The organism is Pantoea sp. X-Soil-TKNS-1279 (assembly GCF_059730565.1).
Genome location: NZ_AP035948.1, coordinates 3963154 through 3983827, shown reverse-complemented (window position 1 = coordinate 3983827; position 20674 = coordinate 3963154). Strand labels below are relative to the sequence as shown.

The window sequence follows — 20674 nt, the reverse complement described above, 5'->3', positions numbered from 1 at the left end:
CCTTAGCCGTTACAAGAATGGGGTTATTGATGCATATCAAATACCTCTTTATATACTCATTTAGAGGTATGTTACTGATATTAAAAACATTCACCTCTTAGCGGTAAATCGTGCGGCCAGGGGATGTGCAAGGGACGGGTATTGACGCTATTTTAAGATGTCGCGTTTCTACAGGAGAAGGGCATGGCTAAGACGTCGCTGCAATGGATCAACAATCTGCGTTTACCCGGCCAGCAGGGGTTGTGGCAAATCGAAATCGGGCAGGGGAAAATTTCCCGTATTGTCCCACAATCGGCCGAGTGCAGCGCCCAGGAAGGTGTACTCGACGCCGAAGGCGGCCTGGCGAGCGCCCCCTTTATTGAACCGCATATCCATCTCGATACCACGCAAACCGCGGGTGAACCGGCGTGGAATCAATCCGGCACGCTGTTCGAAGGTATTGAACGCTGGGCCGAGCGTAAGGCTTTGCTGAGTCATAATGACGTAAAGCAGCGTGCAAAGCAGACGTTGAAATGGCAAATCGCTAACGGTATCCAGCATGTGCGTACCCATGTGGATGTTTCGGACCCGACGCTGACCGCGCTGCAAGCCATGCTGGAAGTGAAAGCGGAGATGGCGCCGTGGATTGATATCCAGATAGTCGCCTTTCCGCAGGAAGGTATTCTCTCTTATCCCAATGGCGAAGCCCTGCTGGAAGAGGCACTGCGCCTCGGCGCAGACGTGGTGGGAGCGATCCCCCATTACGAATTTACCCGTGAGTATGGCGTTGAATCATTACACAAGGCCTTTGCGCTGGCGAGTCGCTACGACCGGCTGGTGGATGTGCATTGTGATGAAATCGATGATGAGCAGTCGCGTTTTGTAGAAACCGTCGCGGCACTGGCTCATCGCGATGGCATGGGGGGCAGAGTGACCGCCAGTCATACCACGGCGATGCATTCCTACAACAATGCCTATACCTCACGTCTGTTCCGTCTGCTGCGCCTGTCAGGTATCAACTTTGTCGCCAACCCGTTGGTGAATATTCATTTGCAGGGCCGTTTTGACAGCTACCCCAAACGGCGCGGCATTACCCGGGTTAAGGAGTTGCTGGAGGCGAATATCAACGTCTGTTTTGGTCACGACGATGTGTTTGATCCCTGGTATCCGCTCGGTACCGCCAGCATGTTGCAGGTGCTGCATATGGGGCTGCATGTCTGCCAGTTGATGGGTTATGAACAGATTGATGCGGGGTTGCAGCTAATCACTACCAACAGCGCCAAAACCATGCAACTTAGCGGTTATGGCCTGGAGCCGGGTAATGATGCCAGCCTGATTATCCTGCCAGCCGAAAGCGGATTTGATGCGGTGCGACGTCAGGTGCCGGTGCGTTATTCGTTGCGTAAAGGCGAGCTGGTGGCAGCAACGGAGCCTGCAAGCAGTGAGATCTATCTGGGTGAAACGGAAGCGGTAACCTTTCGGCGTTGAGTTGCAGGGCGGACTGACGTCCGCCCGCGCAGGTTAGTGCGTAATATGGCCGTGCTGGCGATGTTTAGTGACAAAGCCGAGCAGTACACACATCACAAACACCACGGCGTATAAGCCGTTAGCAGTCGCCAGTGCCGCATGCGCACCGCCTTTCGCCACAATCGGACCGGTGACCACAAAGGTCAACATGGTGCCGACGGTACCGCAAGTCAGGATAAAGTTGACCAGCTTCGGTGATGAGGCTTTGGTTTGCAGTGAACCCAGGGTGATGATGGTGGTGTAGATAGCGCTGGAGCTGAAGCCGAGTGTCATGATGATCCAGTGCAGCATATTGGCGTCATTGGTGCTGACAAACCAGTACATCAACACGGTGGCAATCGCCGCCAGTACCATCAGGATACGTTGCAGATCGAAGAAGCGCAGCAGGAAGCTGAACACCCACATGCCGACCATATAGGCGGTCCAGAAGTTACCTACTAACTGACCGGCAGCAGCGATATCCATCCCCATGGTTTTGGTGGCGTATTCCGGCACCCAGGAGATGAAGCCCAGTTGGCCGAGGATGTAGCACAGCGCGGCAATCGACAGGAACAGCACGCCGATACCCCATTTCTCTTTTTCCGCCGCCTGCGTTTCGGTGTTGTTTTTCAAAACCGGGAACTCAACGCACAGCGCCAGCACGAAGATGGCGATATAAATAACGCCAATGCAGGCGTAAACCCAGTACCACGGCAGGGCGCGCGCCAGCAGGATGCCAGCGATAATCGGGAACAGCGTACCGGCCATGCTGAAGAAGGAATCAGTAAACAGCAGGCGTGAACCGCGCTGGCGACCATCGTACAGATGGGTAATCAGGAAGGTGCCGATCGACATGGTAATGCCGCTCACCACACCAAGCACAAACATGCACAGTGAGAACACCGACAGGTTGTGGCTGGTCATCAGACCAAACACCGCCAGTACCATCAGCACGAAGCCAAAGATCAACTGACGTTTTAACGGCACAATCACCATCAGCCAGGCGTTAAGGAATACTGCGACCAGAATGCCGGTATTGAGAAAGGTGAAGGTGTTACTCATTTCCGAGATCGGCAGCCGGAAATACTGTGCAATATTGTCCAGTACCATCCCGGTCACAATCACCAGTGCGCCCGTCAGCGCATAAGAGAAAAAGCTGATCCAGGTAAGGCCAATACGATTACGGTTTGTCATGTGGGGGACCTGTTTTGAGCACCGAAGTTGGCAAAAAGTGTCATGAATTGTAAATGCAACTGTGATCTTAATAAACAAAGAGTGAAATAAGGTTATTAGATTTCACTAATAGTGTGATTTGCGTCACGCAAATGATTGCGTAGCGCCGAATTTCGGGCATTTGCCGCTGCCGCGTAAATATAGGTAAAACGCTGGCTCTTGTATTACATGCTCTTTACAATCAATCTCGTTTTGAGCTTGCACTTCATGGTAAGGAATCTTTCATGTTTAAACGTACTTTGACAGCGGCAGTTGCCCTGTTAGCGCTCTCATCTGTTTCCGCTTCTGCCCTGGCGGCAAAAGGCGATACTCACGTTCTGCTCACCACCTCTGCGGGTAATATCGAACTCGAACTGAATAACCAGAAAGCCCCGGTGTCGGTGAAAAACTTTGTTGATTACGTCAACAATGGTTTCTACAACAACACCATTTTCCATCGCGTGATCCCTGGCTTCATGGTGCAGGGTGGCGGTTTCACCACGGATATGCAGCAGAAGCAAACCAACGCGCCAATCAAAAACGAGGCAGATAACGGCCTGCGTAACCTGCGCGGCACCATCGCGATGGCGCGTACTGCGGAGAAAGACAGCGCAACCAGCCAGTTCTTTATTAACGTTACCGACAACGCCTTCCTTGATCACGGCCAGCGTGATTTTGGCTATGCGGTATTTGGTAAAGTTGTGAAAGGAATGGACGTAGCCGATAAGATTTCTCAGGTGCCGACCAAAGATGTGGGTCCGTACCAGAATGTGCCGTCAAAACCGATCGTTATCCTCTCCGCCAAAGTTCTGCCCTGATTTTTTTGCGCGCCATTTTGCGATGGCGCCTCCTGCCGCTCTCCGGCAAAGCGAATATTTGCTGCTTATACTTAGGGCAAATTGCTTGCCGGAGGCTCTATGACCAGCAAACTGACCGACAAACAGAAAGCCACGCTGTGGCAACAGCGCCGTGCTGCCAGCTATCAGGCCAGCTGCCGTCTGGCGGGCTATATGCTGAGCGAACCGGCCATTACGCTTGAACAGGCCGACGAACGGCTGACCTCGTTAAGGAGGCAATATGGCGGATAACTCACTGGCGGTACGCGATCCCTATCTGTGGCATAACGACAGCGTGCTGAAGAATCGCCTGGATATTCACGACAGCGCCCAATTGCGTAAAGCCGAGTTGGCGTTCAGCGCGGCACGGCTTGCCACCCTGGAGTTGGGGCCGCAGCGCAGAGGGATGCCATGGCTGTGTCATATTCATCGCACCCTGTTTCAGGATCTCTACAGTTGGGCCGGTGAGCTGCGCACGGTAGATATCTGGAGCGACGAGACGCCATATTGTCACTGCGCCTACATCGAGAAAGAGGGTAACAACCTGATGAGTGCGCTGGCGGATGAAGACGGGTTGAGCCATCTGGCGCAGGATGAATTTGTCAGGCGTCTGGCACATTACTACTGCGAGATTTATGTGCTGCATCCGTTCCGGGCCGGGAATGGCCGCGCACAACGCATCTTCTTCGAGCAACTGGCGTTGCACGCAGGCTATCTGCTGACGTGGGATAAACTGGACCGTGATAGCTGGCGTGCGGCGATTCGCGAGGCGGTAGGTGGCGATTTAACTCTGCTCAGTGCGCAGTTTGCAAAAGTGGTAAGCCCCGCCCGCTAAAATGCGTAGAATAGCGGCGGTTTGACCTGCCTGAGGGCGCTATGCTGCTGTTAATCGATAATTACGACTCCTTCACCTGGAATCTCTACCAATACTTTTGCCAATTGGGTGCTGACGTCAGGGTGGTGCGCAACGATGCCATCACCCTCGACGAAATGGAGGCGCTACCGCTCACTCATCTGGTGATTTCGCCTGGCCCCTGCACTCCGGATCAGTCCGGCATCTCGCTGGCGGCGATCCGCCGTTTTGCTGGCCGCTTACCGATCCTTGGCGTATGCCTCGGCCATCAGGCCATTGCCCAGGCGTATGGCGCGCAGGTGGTACGCGCGCGTCAGGTGATGCACGGCAAAACGTCGGCGATTCGCCATAACGACAGCGGTGTTTTTCGTGGGTTAAATAATCCGCTCAACGTCACCCGTTACCATTCGCTGATTGTGGCGCGCGCGACCCTCCCTGAAGAGTTCGAAATTACCGCCTGGAGCCTGCGTGATGGTGAACCGGATGAGATCATGGGATTCCGTCATAAAACGCTGCCACTCGAGGGGGTGCAATTTCACCCGGAAAGCATCCTCAGCGAGCAGGGCCATCAGCTTCTGGCGAATTTCCTGAAGACTTAAGTTGTGTTTGCCTTTGTGTGATTTTTTATGCATATTTTGTGATTATAATTTCACGTCAGCTCAACAAATAATCCGATGAGGTAGGCAATGGCAGCAGAAAAGCTAGCGGTAACCCGGGAAACGTTCGATAACGTTATTTTGCCTGTTTATGCACCAGCGCAGTTTGTGCCGGTAAAAGGCAAGGGCAGCCGAGTCTGGGATCAACAGGGCAAAGAATATATCGATTTCTCTGGCGGCATCGCGGTGACTGCGCTGGGCCACTGCCATCCGGCGCTGGTGGAGACACTGAAAACCCAGGGGGAAACCCTGTGGCACACCAGCAACGTGTTCACCAATGAACCGGCGTTGCGTCTGGCGAGCAAACTGATTGCCGCGACCTTTGCTGATCGCGTGTTCTTTGGTAACTCCGGTGCCGAAGCTAACGAAGCCGCGTTTAAGCTGGCGCGCTACTACGCCTGCAAAAAACACAGTCCGTTCAAAAGCAAAATCATCGCCTTCCATAACGCTTTCCACGGGCGCACGCTGTTTACCGTATCCGTGGGTGGTCAGCCGAAATACTCCGACGGCTTTGGCCCGAAACCGGCTGATATCGTGCATGTTCCCTTCAACGATCTGGCGGCGGTAAAAGCGGTGATCGACGATCACACCTGCGCCATCGTGGTCGAACCGATTCAGGGCGAAGGCGGTGTGATGCCTGCCACTCCTGAGTTTATGCAGGGCCTGCGTGCCTTGTGTGATGAGCACAACGCGCTGCTGGTGTTGGACGAAGTGCAGAGCGGCATGGGCCGTAGCGGCAAGCTGTTCGCTTACGAACACTACGGCATCACCCCGGATATCATCACCACCGCGAAAGCGCTGGGCGGCGGCTTCCCGGTAAGCGCGATGCTGACCACCAATGAAATCGCCTCGGTGATGGCACCCGGCGTGCATGGCACCACTTACGGCGGCAACCCGCTGGCTTGTGCGATTGCCGAAACGGCGCTCGACATCATCAACACCCCTGACGTGCTGGACGGTGTTGAATCACGCCGTCAGCAGTTTGTGGAAGCCTTGAAAGCGTTGGATAGCAAATTTGACCTGTTCACGGATATTCGTGGCAAAGGTCTGTTGATCGGTGCGGCATTGAAGCCGCAGCATGCCAGCAAGGCGCGTGACATTCTGCATGCCGCTGCCGCCGAAGGTCTGATGATCCTGACTGCTGGCAATGATGTGATCCGTTTTGTACCGTCACTGGTGATTGAACCGACCGATATCGAAGAGGGTATGGCGCGGTTCGCAGTGGCTATCGAGAAGGTGCTGGCGGCGTAACTCAGTTTTTCACCCGTAGTCCGGTCAGCCAGCGGCCATGATGTGGTCGCTGGCTCCAGGCCAGAGAAGAGATGGTGTGCATCACGTTCAGGTGTTGCAGAATGCGCTTCACATGCTGTTCGACAATCGTTATCGCCCCCTCATTGATGTTTTCCGGTGCTTCCAGAATATTGCTGTCGTTACCGGGGCCATCATGCTCCAGCCGCTGCTGACAGCGTTGCAGCGCGATCTCACAGGATTGCAGATACCTTTCCGCCAACTTAGGCGTCAGCATGGTATGTTCGCGAGCCAGGATAGTCATGGCGTTGATGTGTTCGACAATAAACTGACTGTGCGTCACCCAGAGCCGCATATCTTTCAGGTACTGCGAATTGAAGCCCGGCTCGGTCATCGCCTGATTCAGCGAGTTAAACATGGCGTTATGCGCCTGGTTGACCTTGATGCGCTGATACGCCAGTTTCTCCGGTGACTGCTCCGGTCCGAGCAATAATTGCATCGCTTCCTGGTCGGCTTCCAGCGCATCGTGCGCATTCTTACGCAGTAAGCCGCTCTGCCACTGCGGCCATAGCCAAATCATGCCGCCAAAGGCAATCAGACATCCCATTAGCGTATCCATCATGCGTGGCAGCAGGAACTGCGCGCCATTCAGCGACAGCAACTGGAGCGAATACACCGCCGTCACCGTAAAGCCAATCATTGACCAGCCGTAATATTTACGTGTCACCAGATAGCTGGCGAGGGTGATCGCCAGCATAAACAGCAGAGTGATGGATTCCGGTACGTCAAAGCGTAACGAGGCGGCAGCAATCAACAGCCCGGCAAAGGTGCCGAGCGCTCGGTGCTGAATTCTTACCCGCGTGGCGCTGTAGCCATTCTGGCTGACGAACATGGTGGTCATCAGAATCCAGTAAGGTTTGGGGATGTTGAAGAACAGCGCCAGCGCGCTACCAAACATCAGCATCACGGCAAAACGTGCAGCGGTGCGTAAGGCGGGGGATTTCAGCGACAGATAGCTGCGCAGCGCCGGAAAAAACGGCAGACGCCGTTGGCGGTCGGCCATCAGATCACGGGTATACAGCGGTTTCTGGGTGCGAAGCACGCGCGCAATGCGGCTGAAGTGATACAGGCAGAAATTCCCCACCGGATTGTCCGGGTGCTGGCGGGCAATTTTTTCCAGCGCACCCAGCTGCTTATCCATTTGAAACCGTTCCGGCAGCTGATGATACAAAATAGCATCGGCCAGCAAGCGCAGACGGGCGGAGATGGTCTTGGCATTCCAGCGAATCACCGCTTCAGCATGGCTCTGCTCCACCAACTTTTGCACTTCTTCCGGCTGATGCAGGCTGACGGAGATATGTTCCTGCAAATCGAGCGCCACCTGAAAGGCACGCGTCAGGCGTTTATGGCTGTTATCGCGGCTGGCAGACAGCATATGCATTTGCTGGTAGCAGGTGGTGATCAGATCTACCGCTTTTTGCTGGCGTGCCAGCAACGGCGGCAGCGCTTTCTCCGGGTCGGTCAGCTGCGTCAACAGGGTATATTTGGCATCGCAATAATCCGCCAGCTCACGGTACAGCAGGCTCAGCGACTCGCGCATCGGCTGCTCTTTCCACAGCCAAAACCAGAACCAGTTGAACAACCCATACCACAAGGTCCCGCCGATATAGAGCAGCGGAGGCACCCAGATCGGCATACGTCCCACCAGGCTCAGGGTAAAGATGGAGGCAATCAGCGTGGCAGGCAACAAGCGGCCATGCAACGGGCTGATTTCACCCGTCACGCCTACTAATAACGGCAGCACCAGCAGAATCAGCGGCAGGGGGACGTGATAATCCGTCAGCCACTGGATCAGAAAGCTGCCGGTCGCAAACAGGGAACCGCCAATAATCAGGCGTTTAAAAAAGCGTTTATGCGGCGTATCAAGACCGGCGATGTTGCAACAGGCGGGCACTAAGGAGAACAGCAAACCTTTTTGCAGGTCGCCAAACAGCCAGCCGAGGGCCACGGGCAGGCACAGCACCAGCGTTTGCCGCAGGGCATAGTTCACTTCGGGATGATAGATGATTCGACGCCACATCAGCTCATCGCAGACAAAAACGGCGTGATGCTGCCATCACGCCGTGGGTGAGAAGAAATTAGCGGGTGCCGTAAACGACGATGGTTTTACCATGTGCGGAGATCAGGTTTTGATCTTCCAGCATTTTCAGAATACGGCCAACTGTCTCGCGTGAGCATCCGACGATCTGACCAATTTCCTGACGGGTGATTTTGATCTGCATCCCGTCCGGGTGGGTCATGGCATCGGGCTGTTTGGCCAGATTGAGCAGCGTCTGCGCAATGCGACCGGTCACATCAAGGAAGGCAAGGTTGCCCACTTTTTCTGATGTCACCTGTAGGCGACGCGCCATCTGCGCCGAAAGACGCATTAAAATATCCGGGTTTACCTGAATCAGCTGACGGAATTTTTTGTAGGAAATTTCAGCCACTTCGCAGGCAGTTTTGGCTCGTACCCAGGCACTACGTTCCTGACCTTCTTCAAACAGGCCAAGCTCGCCGATGAAATCCCCCTGATTGAGGTAGGAGAGAATCATCTCTTTGCCTTCTTCATCCTTGATCAGCACCGCAACGGCACCTTTCACGATGTAGTAGAGCGTTTCCGCTTTCTCACCCTGATGAATCAGGGTGCTTTTGGATGGATATTTGTGAATATGGCAATGGGACAGGAACCATTCGAGTGTAGGGTCTGTTTGCGGTTTGCCGAGAACCATTCGCTATTATCCTCTGTTGTAATCGTGCCCAAAACACAGGGGGCAGTTTTCCCTGTCAGGCGGTGAAATCGTAGAGCGCTTCCTGTTAAGGAAAATTATTCGGGTGGACTCTTAAGCCAGGCTTCTGATTCTTCCCGCCTTCGTCTATTGCGACGAAAATATTTTCAGCTCTGTTTGTAGCACAGCTTTTGCTAGCTGTCTTCTGTTGTCTCGCTTCAGCAAAAGGGCGATTAGTCTGGATTGCTGTTTCTCAGGTGAAAGCGTACTCTGGCGGCAAATCAGCCTATTCAGGAGAAAGAATAATGCAGGCACGGGTTAAATGGGTGGAAGGGCTTACCTTTCTCGGAGAATCCTCATCAGGTCACCAGATATTAATGGATGGCAATTCGGGCGACAAAGCACCGAGCCCGATGGAGATGGTGCTGATGGCGGCAGGCGGTTGCAGCGCGATTGACGTCGTGTCGATCCTGCAAAAAGGGCGTAATGATGTGAAGGATTGTGAGGTCAAACTGACCTCGGAACGTCGTGAAGAAGCGCCACGCATTTTCACACATATCAACCTGCATTTTATTGTTACCGGCAAAGCGCTGGGCGATAAAGCGGTGGCGCGAGCGGTTGATCTGTCGGCTGAGAAATATTGCTCGGTGGCGATTATGCTGGGCAAAGGGGTAGAAATCACCCACAGCTATGAGGTTATCGAGCTCTAGCTCGGTCGTAACGGCGCGATTAATCGCGCCGTTACGGTTATGTTTGATTATTCGATGCGTTTGCCTTCAATCAGTCGCTGCACCAGCGGCGTCATAATCAGCTCCATCGCCAGACCCATTTTGCCGCCGGGCACTACCAGGGTGTTCATATGCGAGATAAAGGAATCCTGAATCATCGCCAGCAGATAGGGGAAGGCAATACCTTCCAGACCACGGAAATGGATCACCACAAAGCTTTCATCCAGCGATGGAATTTCACGCGCAGCAAACGGGTTAGACGTATCGACGGTGGGTACGCGCTGGAAGTTGATATGGGTGCGTGAGAACTGCGGGGTGATGAAGTTGATGTAATCCTCCATCGAACGCACCACCGAATCCATCACCGCTTCGCGTGAATGGCCGCGTTCGCTGGTGTCGCGAATCAGCTTTTGAATCCACTCAAGGTTGACGATCGGTACCACACCTACCAATAAGTCGACGTGTTCAGCCACGTTGTGCTGCTGCGTCACCACCCCGCCGTGCAAGCCTTCATAAAACAACACATCGGTGTTTTCCGGCAGCGGCTGCCACGGGGTGAAAGTACCCGGCACCTGATTCCACGGCACGGCCTCGTCATAGGTATGCAGATATTTGCGCGACTGACCAAGACCGGTTTTACCGTATTGCTTAAAGGTTTGCTCCAGCAGGCCAAAATCGTTGGCCTCCGGGCCGAAATAGCTGATATGACGGCCAAGGTCGCGCGCTTTGCGGATCGCCATGTCCATCTCAGGGCGCGTGTAGCGATGAAAACTGTCACCTTCGACCTCCGCCGCATGCAGGTTCAACTGCTGGAATATTTTGCGGAAGGCAAGGCTGGTGGTGGTGGTTCCGGCGCCGCTGGAACCGGTAACGGCAATGATCGGATGCCTGGCTGACATAACAAAGCTCCCTGTGAAGTCCGGCGATGAGCATTGTTAGCACGAAAAGCCGGGATGTGCATTAGCCGCGAAATTCACCGCGAGCCATGATATTGACGGTTTCGTGCAGTTCTGACCACACCAGCACTGCGTCACCGCGTTCCAGCTGGCGACGCACATCAGCGACTTTTTGCGCCAGACTGCGCTCCTGTTCACCGTAGTCGGTGCCTTCGCGTAATACAAAGGCTTCGATCAGGTTTTCCAGCGTTTCAGCTTCAAGTTGTTGCCACGGAATAATCACGATCATACATCCAGGTAAGTTGATAACCACTGCGGCACGCGTTGTTCCAGCCACATTTGCGGTCGTAGCAGCGTACCGCCAACAAAGCCGACATGGCCGCCTTGCTGCGTCAGCTGATATTGAATCGAGGACGACAGTTGCTCCGGCTTCGGTATTACTGCGTCGGTCATAAAGGGATCGTCCTTAGCATGGATGATCAGCAGCGGTTTGCGTACCCCGGTCAGCAGCGGCATCGCGCTGGCACGATGATAATAATCGCCTGCGTCGACAAAACCGTGCGCTCTGGAAGTGACGGCATCGTCAAAGTCGCGCAGGCGGCGCAGGGCGCGCAGTTCGCGTAAATCGACCGGCAGGGTGCCCGGCCAGGCTTTCAACTTACGTTTAGCGTTCTTTTTCAGCTGCGTCAGCAGGTAGTGCTGATAAAAACGTGAGAAACCGTTCTCCAGCTTCTGGCTACAGGGTTCCAGCAGCAGGGGCGCAGAGATGGCGACTGCGGCATCCAGCGGCGCATCATGTCCCTCCAACCCGGTCAGACATGCCAGCATATTTCCGCCCAGCGACACGCCGACGGCGGTGGTGGGGACATCGCCCCATTCCCGCTTTAACCAGCGGAGAAAGTAGCTGGCATCTTCGGTTTCGCCGGAATGGTAAATCCGGTGCAGGCGGTTCGGTTCACCGCTACAGCCGCGAAAATGCATCACCACTGCCAGCCAACCGCGTGCCTGACATGCCTGCATCAACCCATGCGCATAGGGGCTGTGAAAGCTGCCCTCTAAACCATGAAACAGCACCATGCGTGGTTTGTGCGCGGCCTGAATAGGGTCTTCACTCCACGCAAGATCGACAAAATCGCCGTCCGGTAAATCGAGGCGTTGCCAGTGTGGGCGCAGAGTCACGCGCCGCCTGAGCAGACGCGGCAGCAGAGTTTGCAGATGCGGATTGCGAAAACCGCTGAGAGGAATGAAGTCCTCTTCGGGCGGGGAGTCAAAATTACTGTGGTAAACGCTTGTCTGATGCATATCTCGCTGATAGTTTCGATGGGTTTTTTGGCTTTCCTGGGTGAGGAGCACCCGAATCAACATGGAACTGAGTCTGTTTTTGTCAATGCTGGGCTTTCTCTGGGTCGCTGCGATCACGCCAGGGCCTAATAATATGTTACTTACCGCCTCCGCTGCCAACTTTGGCTTTCTGCGTTCTTTCCCGTTGTTAATCGGCATCATGATCGGTATGCAGGCGATGCTGCTGATGGTGGCCTTTGGCGTGGGTGGCCTTATCCTACTCTATCCTGCCTTACATCTGGTTCTGAAAATCGCCGGTAGCCTTTATCTGCTGTGGCTGGCATGGAAAATCGCCACGGCGGAGTATGAGCAACTGGATACGGATTCGGCCCCGCCGGTGCCAACGCCGTTCTGGCAGGGCGGGTTACTGCAACTGATTAATCCAAAGGCGTGGCTGATGGCGTTGGGGGCCGTAGCCAGCTTTAGCCTGGCGGGGGCCGCTTACCTGCACTCGGTGGTAGCAATTAGCGTCGGTATGGCGTTGGTGAATGTGGTTTCCGGGGTGATCTGGATGGGCTTCGGCTCACTGATTGGTCGTTTGCTGCGAAGCCCGCGTGCGTGGAAAATCTTTAACCTGGCGATGGGAATCCTGACCGCCGCCTGTGTGCTGTTGATTTGGCACTGAGTCAATCCGAGGCGCGTCTGACGCGCCTTTTTTGTATTTGCGTATTCTGCATAGTCTTGCCCGATGATTGCCTAAGAACCGATTTTCATTAGGGATAATTTTTAATTCCTTTATGAAACCATTACTGCTGGCGACACTGCACCCAACATAAAAATATTGGGGTGTACGATGATGGCAGTGAAGAAAACCATAACCACATTGGCAGCAGCGCTGGCGTTGCTGACCTTCCAGGCCGAGGCGGTTAACGTCACGGTGGCGTACCAGACATCGGCGGAACCGGCCAAAGTGGCGCAGGCCGACAACACCTTCGCCAAACAGAGTGGCGCGACTGTTGACTGGCGTAAGTTTGATAGCGGAGCCAGCGTGTTGCGTGCGCTGGCGTCCGGCGATGTCCAGATTGGCAACATCGGCTCCAGCCCGCTGGCGGTAGCGGCCACGCAGCAACTGCCGATCGAGGCCTTCCTGTTGGCTTCGCAGCTCGGAAATTCCGAAGCGTTGGTGGTGAAGAAATCCATCAATAATCCCAAAGATCTCATCGGCAAACGGATTGCCGTCCCCTTTATCTCCACCACCCATTACAGCCTGCTGGCGGCGCTGAAACATTGGGGTATCAAACCCACGGACGTCCAACTGGTGAACCTGCAACCCCCCGCGATCATTGCCGCCTGGCAGCGTGGCGATATTGATGGTGCCTACGTCTGGGCACCGGCAGTTAACGAACTGGAGAAGGATGGCAAGGTGCTGACCGACTCCTCGCAGGTGGGAAAATGGGGCGCGCCGACGCTGGATGTCTGGGTGGTGCGTAAAGACTTTGCCCAGCAGCATCCAGAAATTGTCACCGCCTTTGCCCGCAGCGCCCTGGACGCGCAGAGAGCCTACATCGATAACCCACAACAGTGGCTGAAGCAGCCGGATAACCTCAGCAAGCTGTCGCGTCTGAGCGGCGTGCCGGAAGCACAGGTGCCGGGGCTGGTGGAAGGCAACACCTATCTGACCGCGCAACAGCAACTGGAGCAGCTCGGCAAGCCGGTGAACAAGGCGATTGTCGATACCGCGCACTTCCTGAAAGAGCAGGGCAAGGTGCCGGACGCCGCCAGTGATTACAGCAGCTTCGTGACTACCCGCTTCGTTGCCCCCTTAGTGAAATAACCGGAGGTCCTATGCTCAGCATCACCCATCTGAATGCGCGTTACGCCGGACAACCTGCGTTGCAGGATATCAATCTGCAACTGGATCAGCGTGAACTGCTGGTGGTGCTGGGACCGTCAGGCTGTGGCAAAACCACGCTGCTGAATTTAATCGCCGGATTCCTGCCGCTGGAGTCAGGCAGCATCACACTGGATGGCAAATCGGTTAACGGGCCGGGCGCTGAACGTGGCGTGGTGTTTCAGAACGAAGGGCTGCTGCCGTGGCGCAATGTGATCGACAACGTGGCCTTTGGTCTGCAACTGGCGGGGATGGCAAAAACGGAGCGTCATAGCATCGCGCGTCGTCTGATTCGCAAAGTCGGGCTGGAGGGAGCGGAAAAGCGTTTTATCTGGCAGCTCTCTGGGGGTCAACGTCAGCGCGTGGGGATTGCGCGTGCGCTGGCGGCTGACCCTCAGCTGCTGCTGTTAGATGAACCCTTCGGCGCACTTGATGCCTTTACCCGTGAACAGATGCAAACCCTGTTACTGACGCTGTGGCGCGATACTGGCAAGCAGATCCTGCTGATTACGCATGACATTGAGGAAGCGGTGTTCCTCGCCAGCGAGCTGGTGCTGCTGTCGCCAGGGCCAGGACGCGTGGTGGAGCGGCTGAAGCTCGATTTTGGTCAACGCTTCGCTGACGGGGAACCCTGCCGCAGCATCAAATCCGATCCGGCATTTATTGCACGCCGCGAATACGTGCTGAATCAGGTGTTTGCCCAGCGGGAGGCGTTTGCATGAGCGCATTAATTGATGACAAAGCACGGGCGGCGCGCCGTCGCCGTGGCCTGCGTTGGCCGTTTTCCCGGCAATTGTCGCTCAGTTTGCTGAGCGTCGCGGTGCTGTTGCTGGTGTGGTGGGGCGTTACGGCATTGGGATTGATTGCGCCGCTGTTTCTGCCTGCGCCGCAGCAGGTGCTGAAAAAACTGCTGTTGATTGCCAGCCCGCAGGGTTTTATGGATGCCACGCTGTGGCAGCATCTCGGTGCCAGCCTGACGCGTATGCTGGTGGCGCTGTTTTTTGCGGCGCTGATCGGCATTCCGGTTGGGATTGCGATGGGGCTGAGTCCGGCGATTCGTGGGCTGCTCGATCCGTTGATTGAACTCTACCGCCCGGTGCCGCCGCTGGCTTATCTGCCGTTGATGGTGATCTGGTTCGGCATTGGCGAAACCTCAAAAATCTTACTGATTTACCTGGCGATTTTCGCACCTGTCACCTTGTCCACGTTGGCCGGGGTGAAAAATGCGCAGCAGGTACGTATCCGTGCCGCACAGGCGCTGGGTGCCACGCGCTGGCAACTGTTGCGCTGGGTGATTCTGCCGGGGGCGTTGCCGGAAATCCTGACCGGGCTGCGTATCGGCCTCGGAGTGGGTTGGTCAACGCTGGTCGCCGCAGAGTTAATTGCCGCCACGCGCGGCCTCGGTTTTATGGTGCAGTCAGCCGGGGAGTTTCTGGCGACGGATGTGGTGCTGGCGGGCATCCTGGTGATTGCGTTGATCGCGTTTAGTTTAGAACTGGGCCTGCGCGCTTTGCAGCGCCGCCTGACGCCGTGGAATGGAGAGCAGCAATGAACGAACGTGTGACTTTTAGCGCACTGGGGCCGAATATCGGTGCGCAAGTGAGCGATGTGGATCTCAGTCGCCCGCTGAGCGATGCGCAATTTGAACAGCTTTATCATGGCCTGCTGCGGCATCAGGTGTTGTTCCTGCGTAATCAGGTGATTACCCCGGAGCAGCAGCGTGCGCTGGCGATACGCTTCGGTGATTTACATATTCATCCCGTCTATCCCCATGCGCCGGGCGTGGAGGAAATCATCGTGTTGGATACCCATCAGGATAATCCGCCGGATAACGACAACTGGCACACTGATGTCACCTTTATCGAAACACCCCCGGCGATTGCCATTCTGGCTTCTAAGCTGTTGCCGGAAAGCGGCGGTGATACGTTGTGGGCCAGCGGCATTGCGGCGTATGAGGCGTTATCGGAACCCTTTAAGACGTTGTTGGCCGGGTTGCGGGCCGAGCACGATTTTAAAAAGTCCTTTCAGGAGTTCAAATATCGCAAAACTGCCGAGGAACATCAGCGCTGGCAACAGGCGGTGGCGAAACATCCGCCGGTGACGCATCCGGTGATCCGTACTCACCCGGTTAGCAGGCGTAAGGCGTTATTCGTCAATGAAGGATTTACCACGCGGCTGATTGGGTTGAGTGAGAAGGAGAGCGATGCCCTGCTGGGCTTCCTGTTCGCCCATATTACGAAGCCGGAGTTTCAGGTGCGCTGGCGTTGGCAGGAGAATGATGTGGCGATTTGGGATAACCGTGTGACGCAGCATTACGCTAATGCGGATTATTATCCGGCACGGCGGGTGATGCAGCGCGCGACGGTTTTAGGCGATGTTCCGGTGTAACACGTCCGTATCGGCGCGATAAATCGCGCCGATACGGAATGGGCTGTTATGGTGCGGCCAGCATCTGTTCCAGCTGTTCTTGCGCATCCAGCCACGCCATTTCCACCTCTTCCAGCGCCGATTTACTCTCTGCCTGGCGCTGGAGCGCAGCGGTCAGATCCGCTTTGCGGCTCTGATCATAAATAGCGCTGTCTGACAGCAACTGCTCAGCTTCACTCAACTGGCTCTGCCACTTGGCCATCTGCTTTTCGAGTTTCTCAATCTCTTTACGCAGCGGCTGAGTCTGGGCGCGCAGTTCGGCGTCACGGCGCTTCTGATCTTTACGGGCCTGGGCGCTGTTGCCGCTATCCTGCCTGGGGGCGGCATCCTGTTGCGCCTGCTGTTTTTGCAGGTCGCTCAGCCACTGCTGGTAATCTTCCAGGTCACCTTCGAAGATATCCACTTTACGATCGTGTACCAGATAGAGGTCGTCAGTGGTGGCGCGCAGCAGATGGCGGTCATGTGACACCACCACCAGGGCGCCTTCAAAATCAATCAGCGCTTCGGTCAGAGCCTGACGCATATCGAGATCGAGGTGGTTGGTTGGTTCGTCGAGCAGCAACAGGTTGGGACGCTGCCAGACGATCAACGCCAGTACCAGACGGGCTTTCTCACCACCGGAGAAGCGTTCGGTCACTTCACTGACTTTATCGCCCTGGAAGCCAAAACCACCCAAATAATCACGTAGTTGCTGCTCCAGCGTTTTCGGCGCGATACGTGCCAGATGCTGCAATGGCGACTCATCGGCACGTAAAAATTCCAACTGGTGCTGCGCGAAGTAACCCAGTTTGATGCCTTTCGCCAGACCAATTTCGCCATCGATGGGGGATAGCTCACCGGCCAGCAGCTTGATCAGCGTCGATTTACCCGCGCCATTCCGCCCCAGCAGGCCAATACGCGAACCCGGCACCAGGTTAAGTTTGATGGCGTCAAGAATGATGCGATCGCCGTAGCCCGCAGTCACTTTTTCCATTTTTAACAATGGATTCGGCAGGCTTTCCGGCGGACGGAAGCTAAAGCTGAACGGGTTATCAACGTGTGCCGGGGCAATCAGTTCCATGCGCTCCAGCATTTTGATACGACTCTGCGCCTGTTTGGCTTTGGTGGCCTGCGCGCGGAAACGATCGATATAACTTTGCAGGTGCGCCACTTTTTCCTGCTGGCTTTGATACAACGCTTGCTGCTGTGCCAGTTTGGCGACGCGCTGACGTTCAAACGAGCTGTAGTTACCGGTGTACTCAAACATCGTTTGCTGTTCGATGTGGATGATCTTATCCACCACCGGATCGAGGAAGTCGCGGTCGTGCGAGATCAGGATCAGGGTGCCTTCGTAGCTTTTCAGCCAGCGTTCCAGCCAGATCACCGCATCGAGATCGAGGTGGTTGGTCGGTTCATCAAGCAGCAGCAAATCGGAACGGCACACCAGCGCTTGCGCAAGGTTGAGGCGCATACGCCAACCACCGGAGAAGTCACTCACCGGGCGTTGAAGCTGTTCCTGGTTGAAACCCAGACCGTGCAACAGGCTTGATGCGCGGGCATGGATACTCCACGCTTGTACGGCATCCAGCTTGCCATGCAGCAGCGCGATGGCATTGCCGTCATTGCGTGCGTTGGCATCGGCTAATTCGGACTCCAGCTGACGATATTCGCGGTCGCCATCGATAACATATTCCAGCGCGGCTTTGCTCAGCGCCGGGGTTTCCTGATTGACCCACGCCAGCGCCCAGTTGCCCGGGAAGGTGGCGCTACCGGCATCACTGCTCATTTCACCTTTGAGCAGCGACAACAGCGTGGATTTGCCGCAGCCGTTTTTACCCACCAGGCCCACTTTCTGGCCGGGGTTAATGGTCGCAGTTGCGTTATCCAGCAGCACATTGGTGCCGCGACGAATTTGTAACGAGGAGAAGACAATCATAAGCGCCGTATCGTCAGAATATGTTAATTTACTGGCAACATAATTAGATGAACTGTTAGTTGCGTCGAGCATGGTAGCGGAATTCCTGCGCTATGACGACGCTTTGGAGGGGAACGATGTCGCAGCCACCCAAAATCCTGCTGCTTTACGCCCATCCGGAATCACAGGATTCGATTGCTAATCGGGTTTTGCTGCAGTCGGCTATGGAACTGGAGCACGTCACGGTGCACGATTTATACGCCCACTATCCGGATTTTTTTATCGATATTCACTATGAGCAGCAACTGCTGCGTGAACATCAAATCGTGGTTTTCCAGCATCCGCTTTATACCTACAGCTGCCCGGCCCTGCTTAAGGAGTGGCTGGATCGCGTGTTGTCGCGTGGCTTTGCCAGCGGCGTGGATGGCAATGCGCTGGAGGGGAAATACTGGCGTAGCGTGGTCACCACCGGTGAGCCGGAAACCGCCTATTCGCAACAGGGACTGAACCGCTACCCGATGAGTGACATCATGCGGCCGTTTGAGCTGACGGCACAGATGTGCCGTATGCACTGGATGACACCGATGGTGATCTACTGGGCGCGGCGTCAGACACCGGCAGTGCTGCGTAATTTTGCGCAGGCTTACAGCGACTGGCTTTCTGCGCCGTTGCCGCAGGGAGGTGTCTGATGGAAGGTCAAACGTTGCTGACTGCGGGCGTCATCTATCTGGTGGCGGCGGTGCTGATTGTGCCGATCGCCGCGCGGCTGGGTATTGGCGCGGTGCTGGGTTATCTGCTGGCGGGTATTGCCATCGGCCCCTGGGGGCTGGGTTTCATCAGCGATGTGGATGAGATTCTGCACTTCTCCGAACTTGGCGTGGTGTTTCTGATGTTTATCATCGGCCTTGAGCTGAACCCGGCAAAACTCTGGGCGCTGCGGCGTTCGATTTTTGGTGTGGGTGCGGCTCAGGTGCTGATTTCTGCGGCGATTCTCGGTGTTCTGCTGTGGCTGACCGATTTCTCCTGGCAGGCGGCGGTGATTGGCGGTATCGGTCTGGCGATGTCATCCACCGCGATGGCGTTGCAGTTGATGCGCGATAAAGGGATGAACCGGAGTGAAGCCGGGCAGCTCGGTTTCTCGGTGCTGTTGTTCCAGGACCTGGCGGTGATCCCGGCGTTGGCGCTGGTGCCCCTGCTGGCGGGTGGCGACAGCGGCCATGTGGACTGGCTGAAGGTTGGCATGAAGGTGCTGGCGTTTGCCGGGATGCTGATTGGTGGCCGTTTCCTGTTGCGTCCTATTTTCCGCTTTATCGCTGCCTCCGGTGTGCGTGAAGTCTTCACGGCAGCTTCGTTGTTGCTGGTGCTCGGCTCCGCACTGTTTATGGATGCCCTGGGCCTGTCGATGGCGCTCGGGACCTTTATCGCCGGTATCCTGTTGGCGGAAAGTGAGTATCGCCATGAACTGGAAGTGGCGATCGAACCGTTTAAGGGGCTACTGCTGGGGTTGTTCTTTATCTCCGTCGGCATGGCGCTCAACCTCGGCGTGCTCTACACCCACATCCTGGAAATTCTGCTGGGCGTGGTGATCCTGGTGATGGTGAAAACGCTGGTGCTGTATGTGCTGGCGCGGCTATATGGCCTGCGTAGTTCGGAGCGTCAGCAGTTTGCCGGGGTGCTGAGTCAGGGCGGGGAATTTGCCTTTGTGCTGTTTTCGGCGGCCGCGTCGGCGAAGCTGTTTAGTGGCGATCAACTGCCGTTGTTGCTGGTGACGGTGACGCTGTCGATGATGACCACGCCGCTGCTGATGCAGGGGATTGATCGTCTGCTGGCGCATCGCTTTAATGAGGCGGAAGACGATAGCGAGAAGCCCTTTGTTGAAGATGATCAGCCGCAGGTGATCGTGGTCGGTTTTGGTCGTTTCGGACAAGTGGTGGGGCGTTTGCTGATGGCAAACAACAAACGCATCACGGTGCTGGAACGCGATATCTCGGCCGTCAGCCTGATGCGTAAATATGGCTACAAGGTTTATTATGGCGATGCAACCGAGCTGGAGCTGCTGCGAGCGGCGGGTGCGGCAACGGCGCAATCGATCGTTATCACCTGTAATGAGCCGGAAGATGCCATGACCATTGTGCATCTCTGCCAGCAGCATTTCCCACAACTGAAGATTTTGGCGCGGGCGCGTGGTCGTGTGGAAGCACACGAGCTATTGCAGGCGGGCGTGACGCTGTTCTCGCGTGAAACCTTCTCCAGTGCGCTGGAATTGGGACGCAAGGCGCTGATCTCGCTGGGTATGCATCCGCATCAGGCGCAGCGCGCGCAACATCATTTCCGTCGTCTGGATATGCGTATGCTGCGTGAGTTGATGCCTAACCAGCAAACCGATAGCGCGACCGTTTCACGCGTGCGTGAGGCGCGGCGCGAGCTTGAAGATATCTTCCAGCGCGAAATGCAGCATGAGAAGCGTCAGTTTGATGGCTGGGATGATGAGTAACTACA

Annotated in this window: 21 protein-coding genes; 14 read left to right on the top strand and 7 right to left on the bottom strand. The window is 55.6% G+C overall.

Annotation, left to right across the window (positions count from 1 at the left end):
* Positions 1–183 precede the first annotated feature (183 nt).
* Entirely contained in the window at positions 184–1467 is a 1284-nt protein-coding gene (locus AC6I8N_RS18700; RefSeq protein ID WP_497829670.1) for a cytosine deaminase, read from the top strand.
* 33 nt (positions 1468–1500) lie between these two features.
* Here the strand turns inward: AC6I8N_RS18700 and tsgA are convergent, their stop codons facing one another.
* Entirely contained in the window at positions 1501–2679 is a 1179-nt protein-coding gene (gene tsgA / locus AC6I8N_RS18695; RefSeq protein ID WP_497829669.1) for an MFS transporter TsgA, read from the bottom strand.
* Positions 2680–2942: 263 nt separating this feature from the next.
* On the opposite strand from tsgA, the gene ppiA reads away from it, so the two are divergent.
* The 5 genes from ppiA (at position 2943) to argD (ending at position 6293) form a co-directional block, all read left to right on the top strand.
* Positions 2943–3515 carry a peptidylprolyl isomerase A gene (ppiA, locus tag AC6I8N_RS18690; protein WP_021184829.1) on the top strand — a complete coding sequence of 191 codons (573 nt, stop codon included), beginning with the start codon at positions 2943–2945 and terminating at the stop codon, positions 3513–3515.
* Between the two features lie 99 nt (positions 3516–3614).
* Positions 3615–3785, top strand: coding sequence for a YhfG family protein (locus tag AC6I8N_RS18685; protein WP_208724298.1), 171 nt, complete (start codon positions 3615–3617; stop codon positions 3783–3785).
* Positions 3775–4368: a putative adenosine monophosphate-protein transferase Fic gene (locus tag AC6I8N_RS18680; protein ID WP_021184827.1), complete on the top strand. Its 594-nt coding sequence runs from the start codon at positions 3775–3777 to the stop codon at positions 4366–4368. Before AC6I8N_RS18685 ends, AC6I8N_RS18680 begins: the two co-directional genes overlap by 11 nt.
* 41 nt (positions 4369–4409) lie before the next feature.
* Complete coding sequence (locus AC6I8N_RS18675) at positions 4410–4985, top strand: aminodeoxychorismate synthase component II (RefSeq protein WP_497829668.1); 576 nt, start codon at positions 4410–4412, stop codon at positions 4983–4985.
* An 87-nt stretch (positions 4986–5072) separates the two neighbouring features.
* Entirely contained in the window at positions 5073–6293 is a 1221-nt protein-coding gene (gene argD / locus AC6I8N_RS18670; RefSeq protein ID WP_021184825.1) for a bifunctional acetylornithine/succinyldiaminopimelate transaminase, read from the top strand.
* Position 6294: 1 nt separating this feature from the next.
* Here the strand turns inward: argD and AC6I8N_RS18665 are convergent, their stop codons facing one another.
* Both AC6I8N_RS18665 and crp read right to left on the bottom strand, forming a co-directional pair.
* Complete coding sequence (locus AC6I8N_RS18665; RefSeq protein WP_497829667.1) at positions 6295–8370, bottom strand: YccS/YhfK family putative transporter; 2076 nt, start codon at positions 8368–8370, stop codon at positions 6295–6297.
* A gap of 58 nt (positions 8371–8428) precedes the next feature.
* Positions 8429–9061 carry a cAMP-activated global transcriptional regulator CRP gene (gene crp, locus AC6I8N_RS18660; protein ID WP_013510795.1) on the bottom strand — a complete coding sequence of 211 codons (633 nt, stop codon included), beginning with the start codon at positions 9059–9061 and terminating at the stop codon, positions 8429–8431.
* A gap of 302 nt (positions 9062–9363) precedes the next feature.
* On the opposite strand from crp, the gene AC6I8N_RS18655 reads away from it, so the two are divergent.
* Positions 9364–9768, top strand: a complete 405-nt coding sequence (locus tag AC6I8N_RS18655) for an OsmC family protein (RefSeq protein WP_021184823.1) — start codon at positions 9364–9366, stop codon at positions 9766–9768.
* Positions 9769–9815: 47 nt separating this feature from the next.
* On the opposite strand, the gene AC6I8N_RS18650 is transcribed toward AC6I8N_RS18655, so the two are convergent.
* From AC6I8N_RS18650 to AC6I8N_RS18640, 3 genes are all read right to left on the bottom strand, one after another.
* A complete protein-coding gene (locus AC6I8N_RS18650; protein ID WP_021184822.1) occupies positions 9816–10685 on the bottom strand; it encodes a phosphoribulokinase in 870 nt (289 codons plus the stop codon).
* 61 nt (positions 10686–10746) lie between these two features.
* Entirely contained in the window at positions 10747–10965 is a 219-nt protein-coding gene (locus tag AC6I8N_RS18645; protein ID WP_036626752.1) for a YheU family protein, read from the bottom strand.
* Positions 10966–10967: 2 nt separating this feature from the next.
* On the bottom strand, positions 10968–11984 hold the full coding sequence (locus tag AC6I8N_RS18640) for a hydrolase (protein WP_208724296.1): 1017 nt from the start codon (positions 11982–11984) through the stop codon (positions 10968–10970).
* Positions 11985–12045: 61 nt separating this feature from the next.
* On the opposite strand from AC6I8N_RS18640, the gene AC6I8N_RS18635 reads away from it, so the two are divergent.
* The 5 genes from AC6I8N_RS18635 to tauD all read left to right on the top strand — a co-directional run bounded on the left by AC6I8N_RS18635 (position 12046) and on the right by tauD (position 16242).
* Positions 12046–12648, top strand: a complete 603-nt coding sequence (locus tag AC6I8N_RS18635) for a LysE family translocator (RefSeq protein ID WP_021184819.1) — start codon at positions 12046–12048, stop codon at positions 12646–12648.
* A gap of 168 nt (positions 12649–12816) precedes the next feature.
* The gene (tauA, locus tag AC6I8N_RS18630) at positions 12817–13797 is read left to right on the top strand and encodes a taurine ABC transporter substrate-binding protein (protein WP_497829666.1); all 981 of its coding nucleotides are present in this window, start codon (positions 12817–12819) and stop codon (positions 13795–13797) included.
* Positions 13798–13808: 11 nt separating this feature from the next.
* Positions 13809–14576: a taurine ABC transporter ATP-binding subunit gene (gene tauB, locus AC6I8N_RS18625; RefSeq protein ID WP_497829665.1), complete on the top strand. Its 768-nt coding sequence runs from the start codon at positions 13809–13811 to the stop codon at positions 14574–14576.
* Positions 14573–15406: a taurine ABC transporter permease TauC gene (gene tauC / locus AC6I8N_RS18620; RefSeq protein ID WP_021184816.1), complete on the top strand. Its 834-nt coding sequence runs from the start codon at positions 14573–14575 to the stop codon at positions 15404–15406. Before tauB ends, tauC begins: the two co-directional genes overlap by 4 nt.
* Positions 15403–16242, top strand: coding sequence for a taurine dioxygenase (gene tauD, locus AC6I8N_RS18615; protein WP_497829664.1), 840 nt, complete (start codon positions 15403–15405; stop codon positions 16240–16242). Before tauC ends, tauD begins: the two co-directional genes overlap by 4 nt.
* Positions 16243–16288: 46 nt before the next feature.
* On the opposite strand, the gene AC6I8N_RS18610 is transcribed toward tauD, so the two are convergent.
* Positions 16289–18196: an ABC transporter ATP-binding protein gene (locus AC6I8N_RS18610; RefSeq protein ID WP_021184814.1), complete on the bottom strand. Its 1908-nt coding sequence runs from the start codon at positions 18194–18196 to the stop codon at positions 16289–16291.
* Between the two features lie 116 nt (positions 18197–18312).
* Here AC6I8N_RS18610 and kefG point away from each other — a divergent pair, with 116 nt between their 5' ends.
* Both kefG and kefB read left to right on the top strand, forming a co-directional pair.
* Complete coding sequence (kefG, locus tag AC6I8N_RS18605; protein ID WP_497829663.1) at positions 18313–18864, top strand: glutathione-regulated potassium-efflux system ancillary protein KefG; 552 nt, start codon at positions 18313–18315, stop codon at positions 18862–18864.
* Positions 18864–20669: a glutathione-regulated potassium-efflux system protein KefB gene (gene kefB / locus AC6I8N_RS18600; RefSeq protein ID WP_497829662.1), complete on the top strand. Its 1806-nt coding sequence runs from the start codon at positions 18864–18866 to the stop codon at positions 20667–20669. The genes kefG and kefB overlap by 1 nt, the downstream gene beginning before the upstream one ends.
* Positions 20670–20674: the final 5 nt, after the last annotated feature.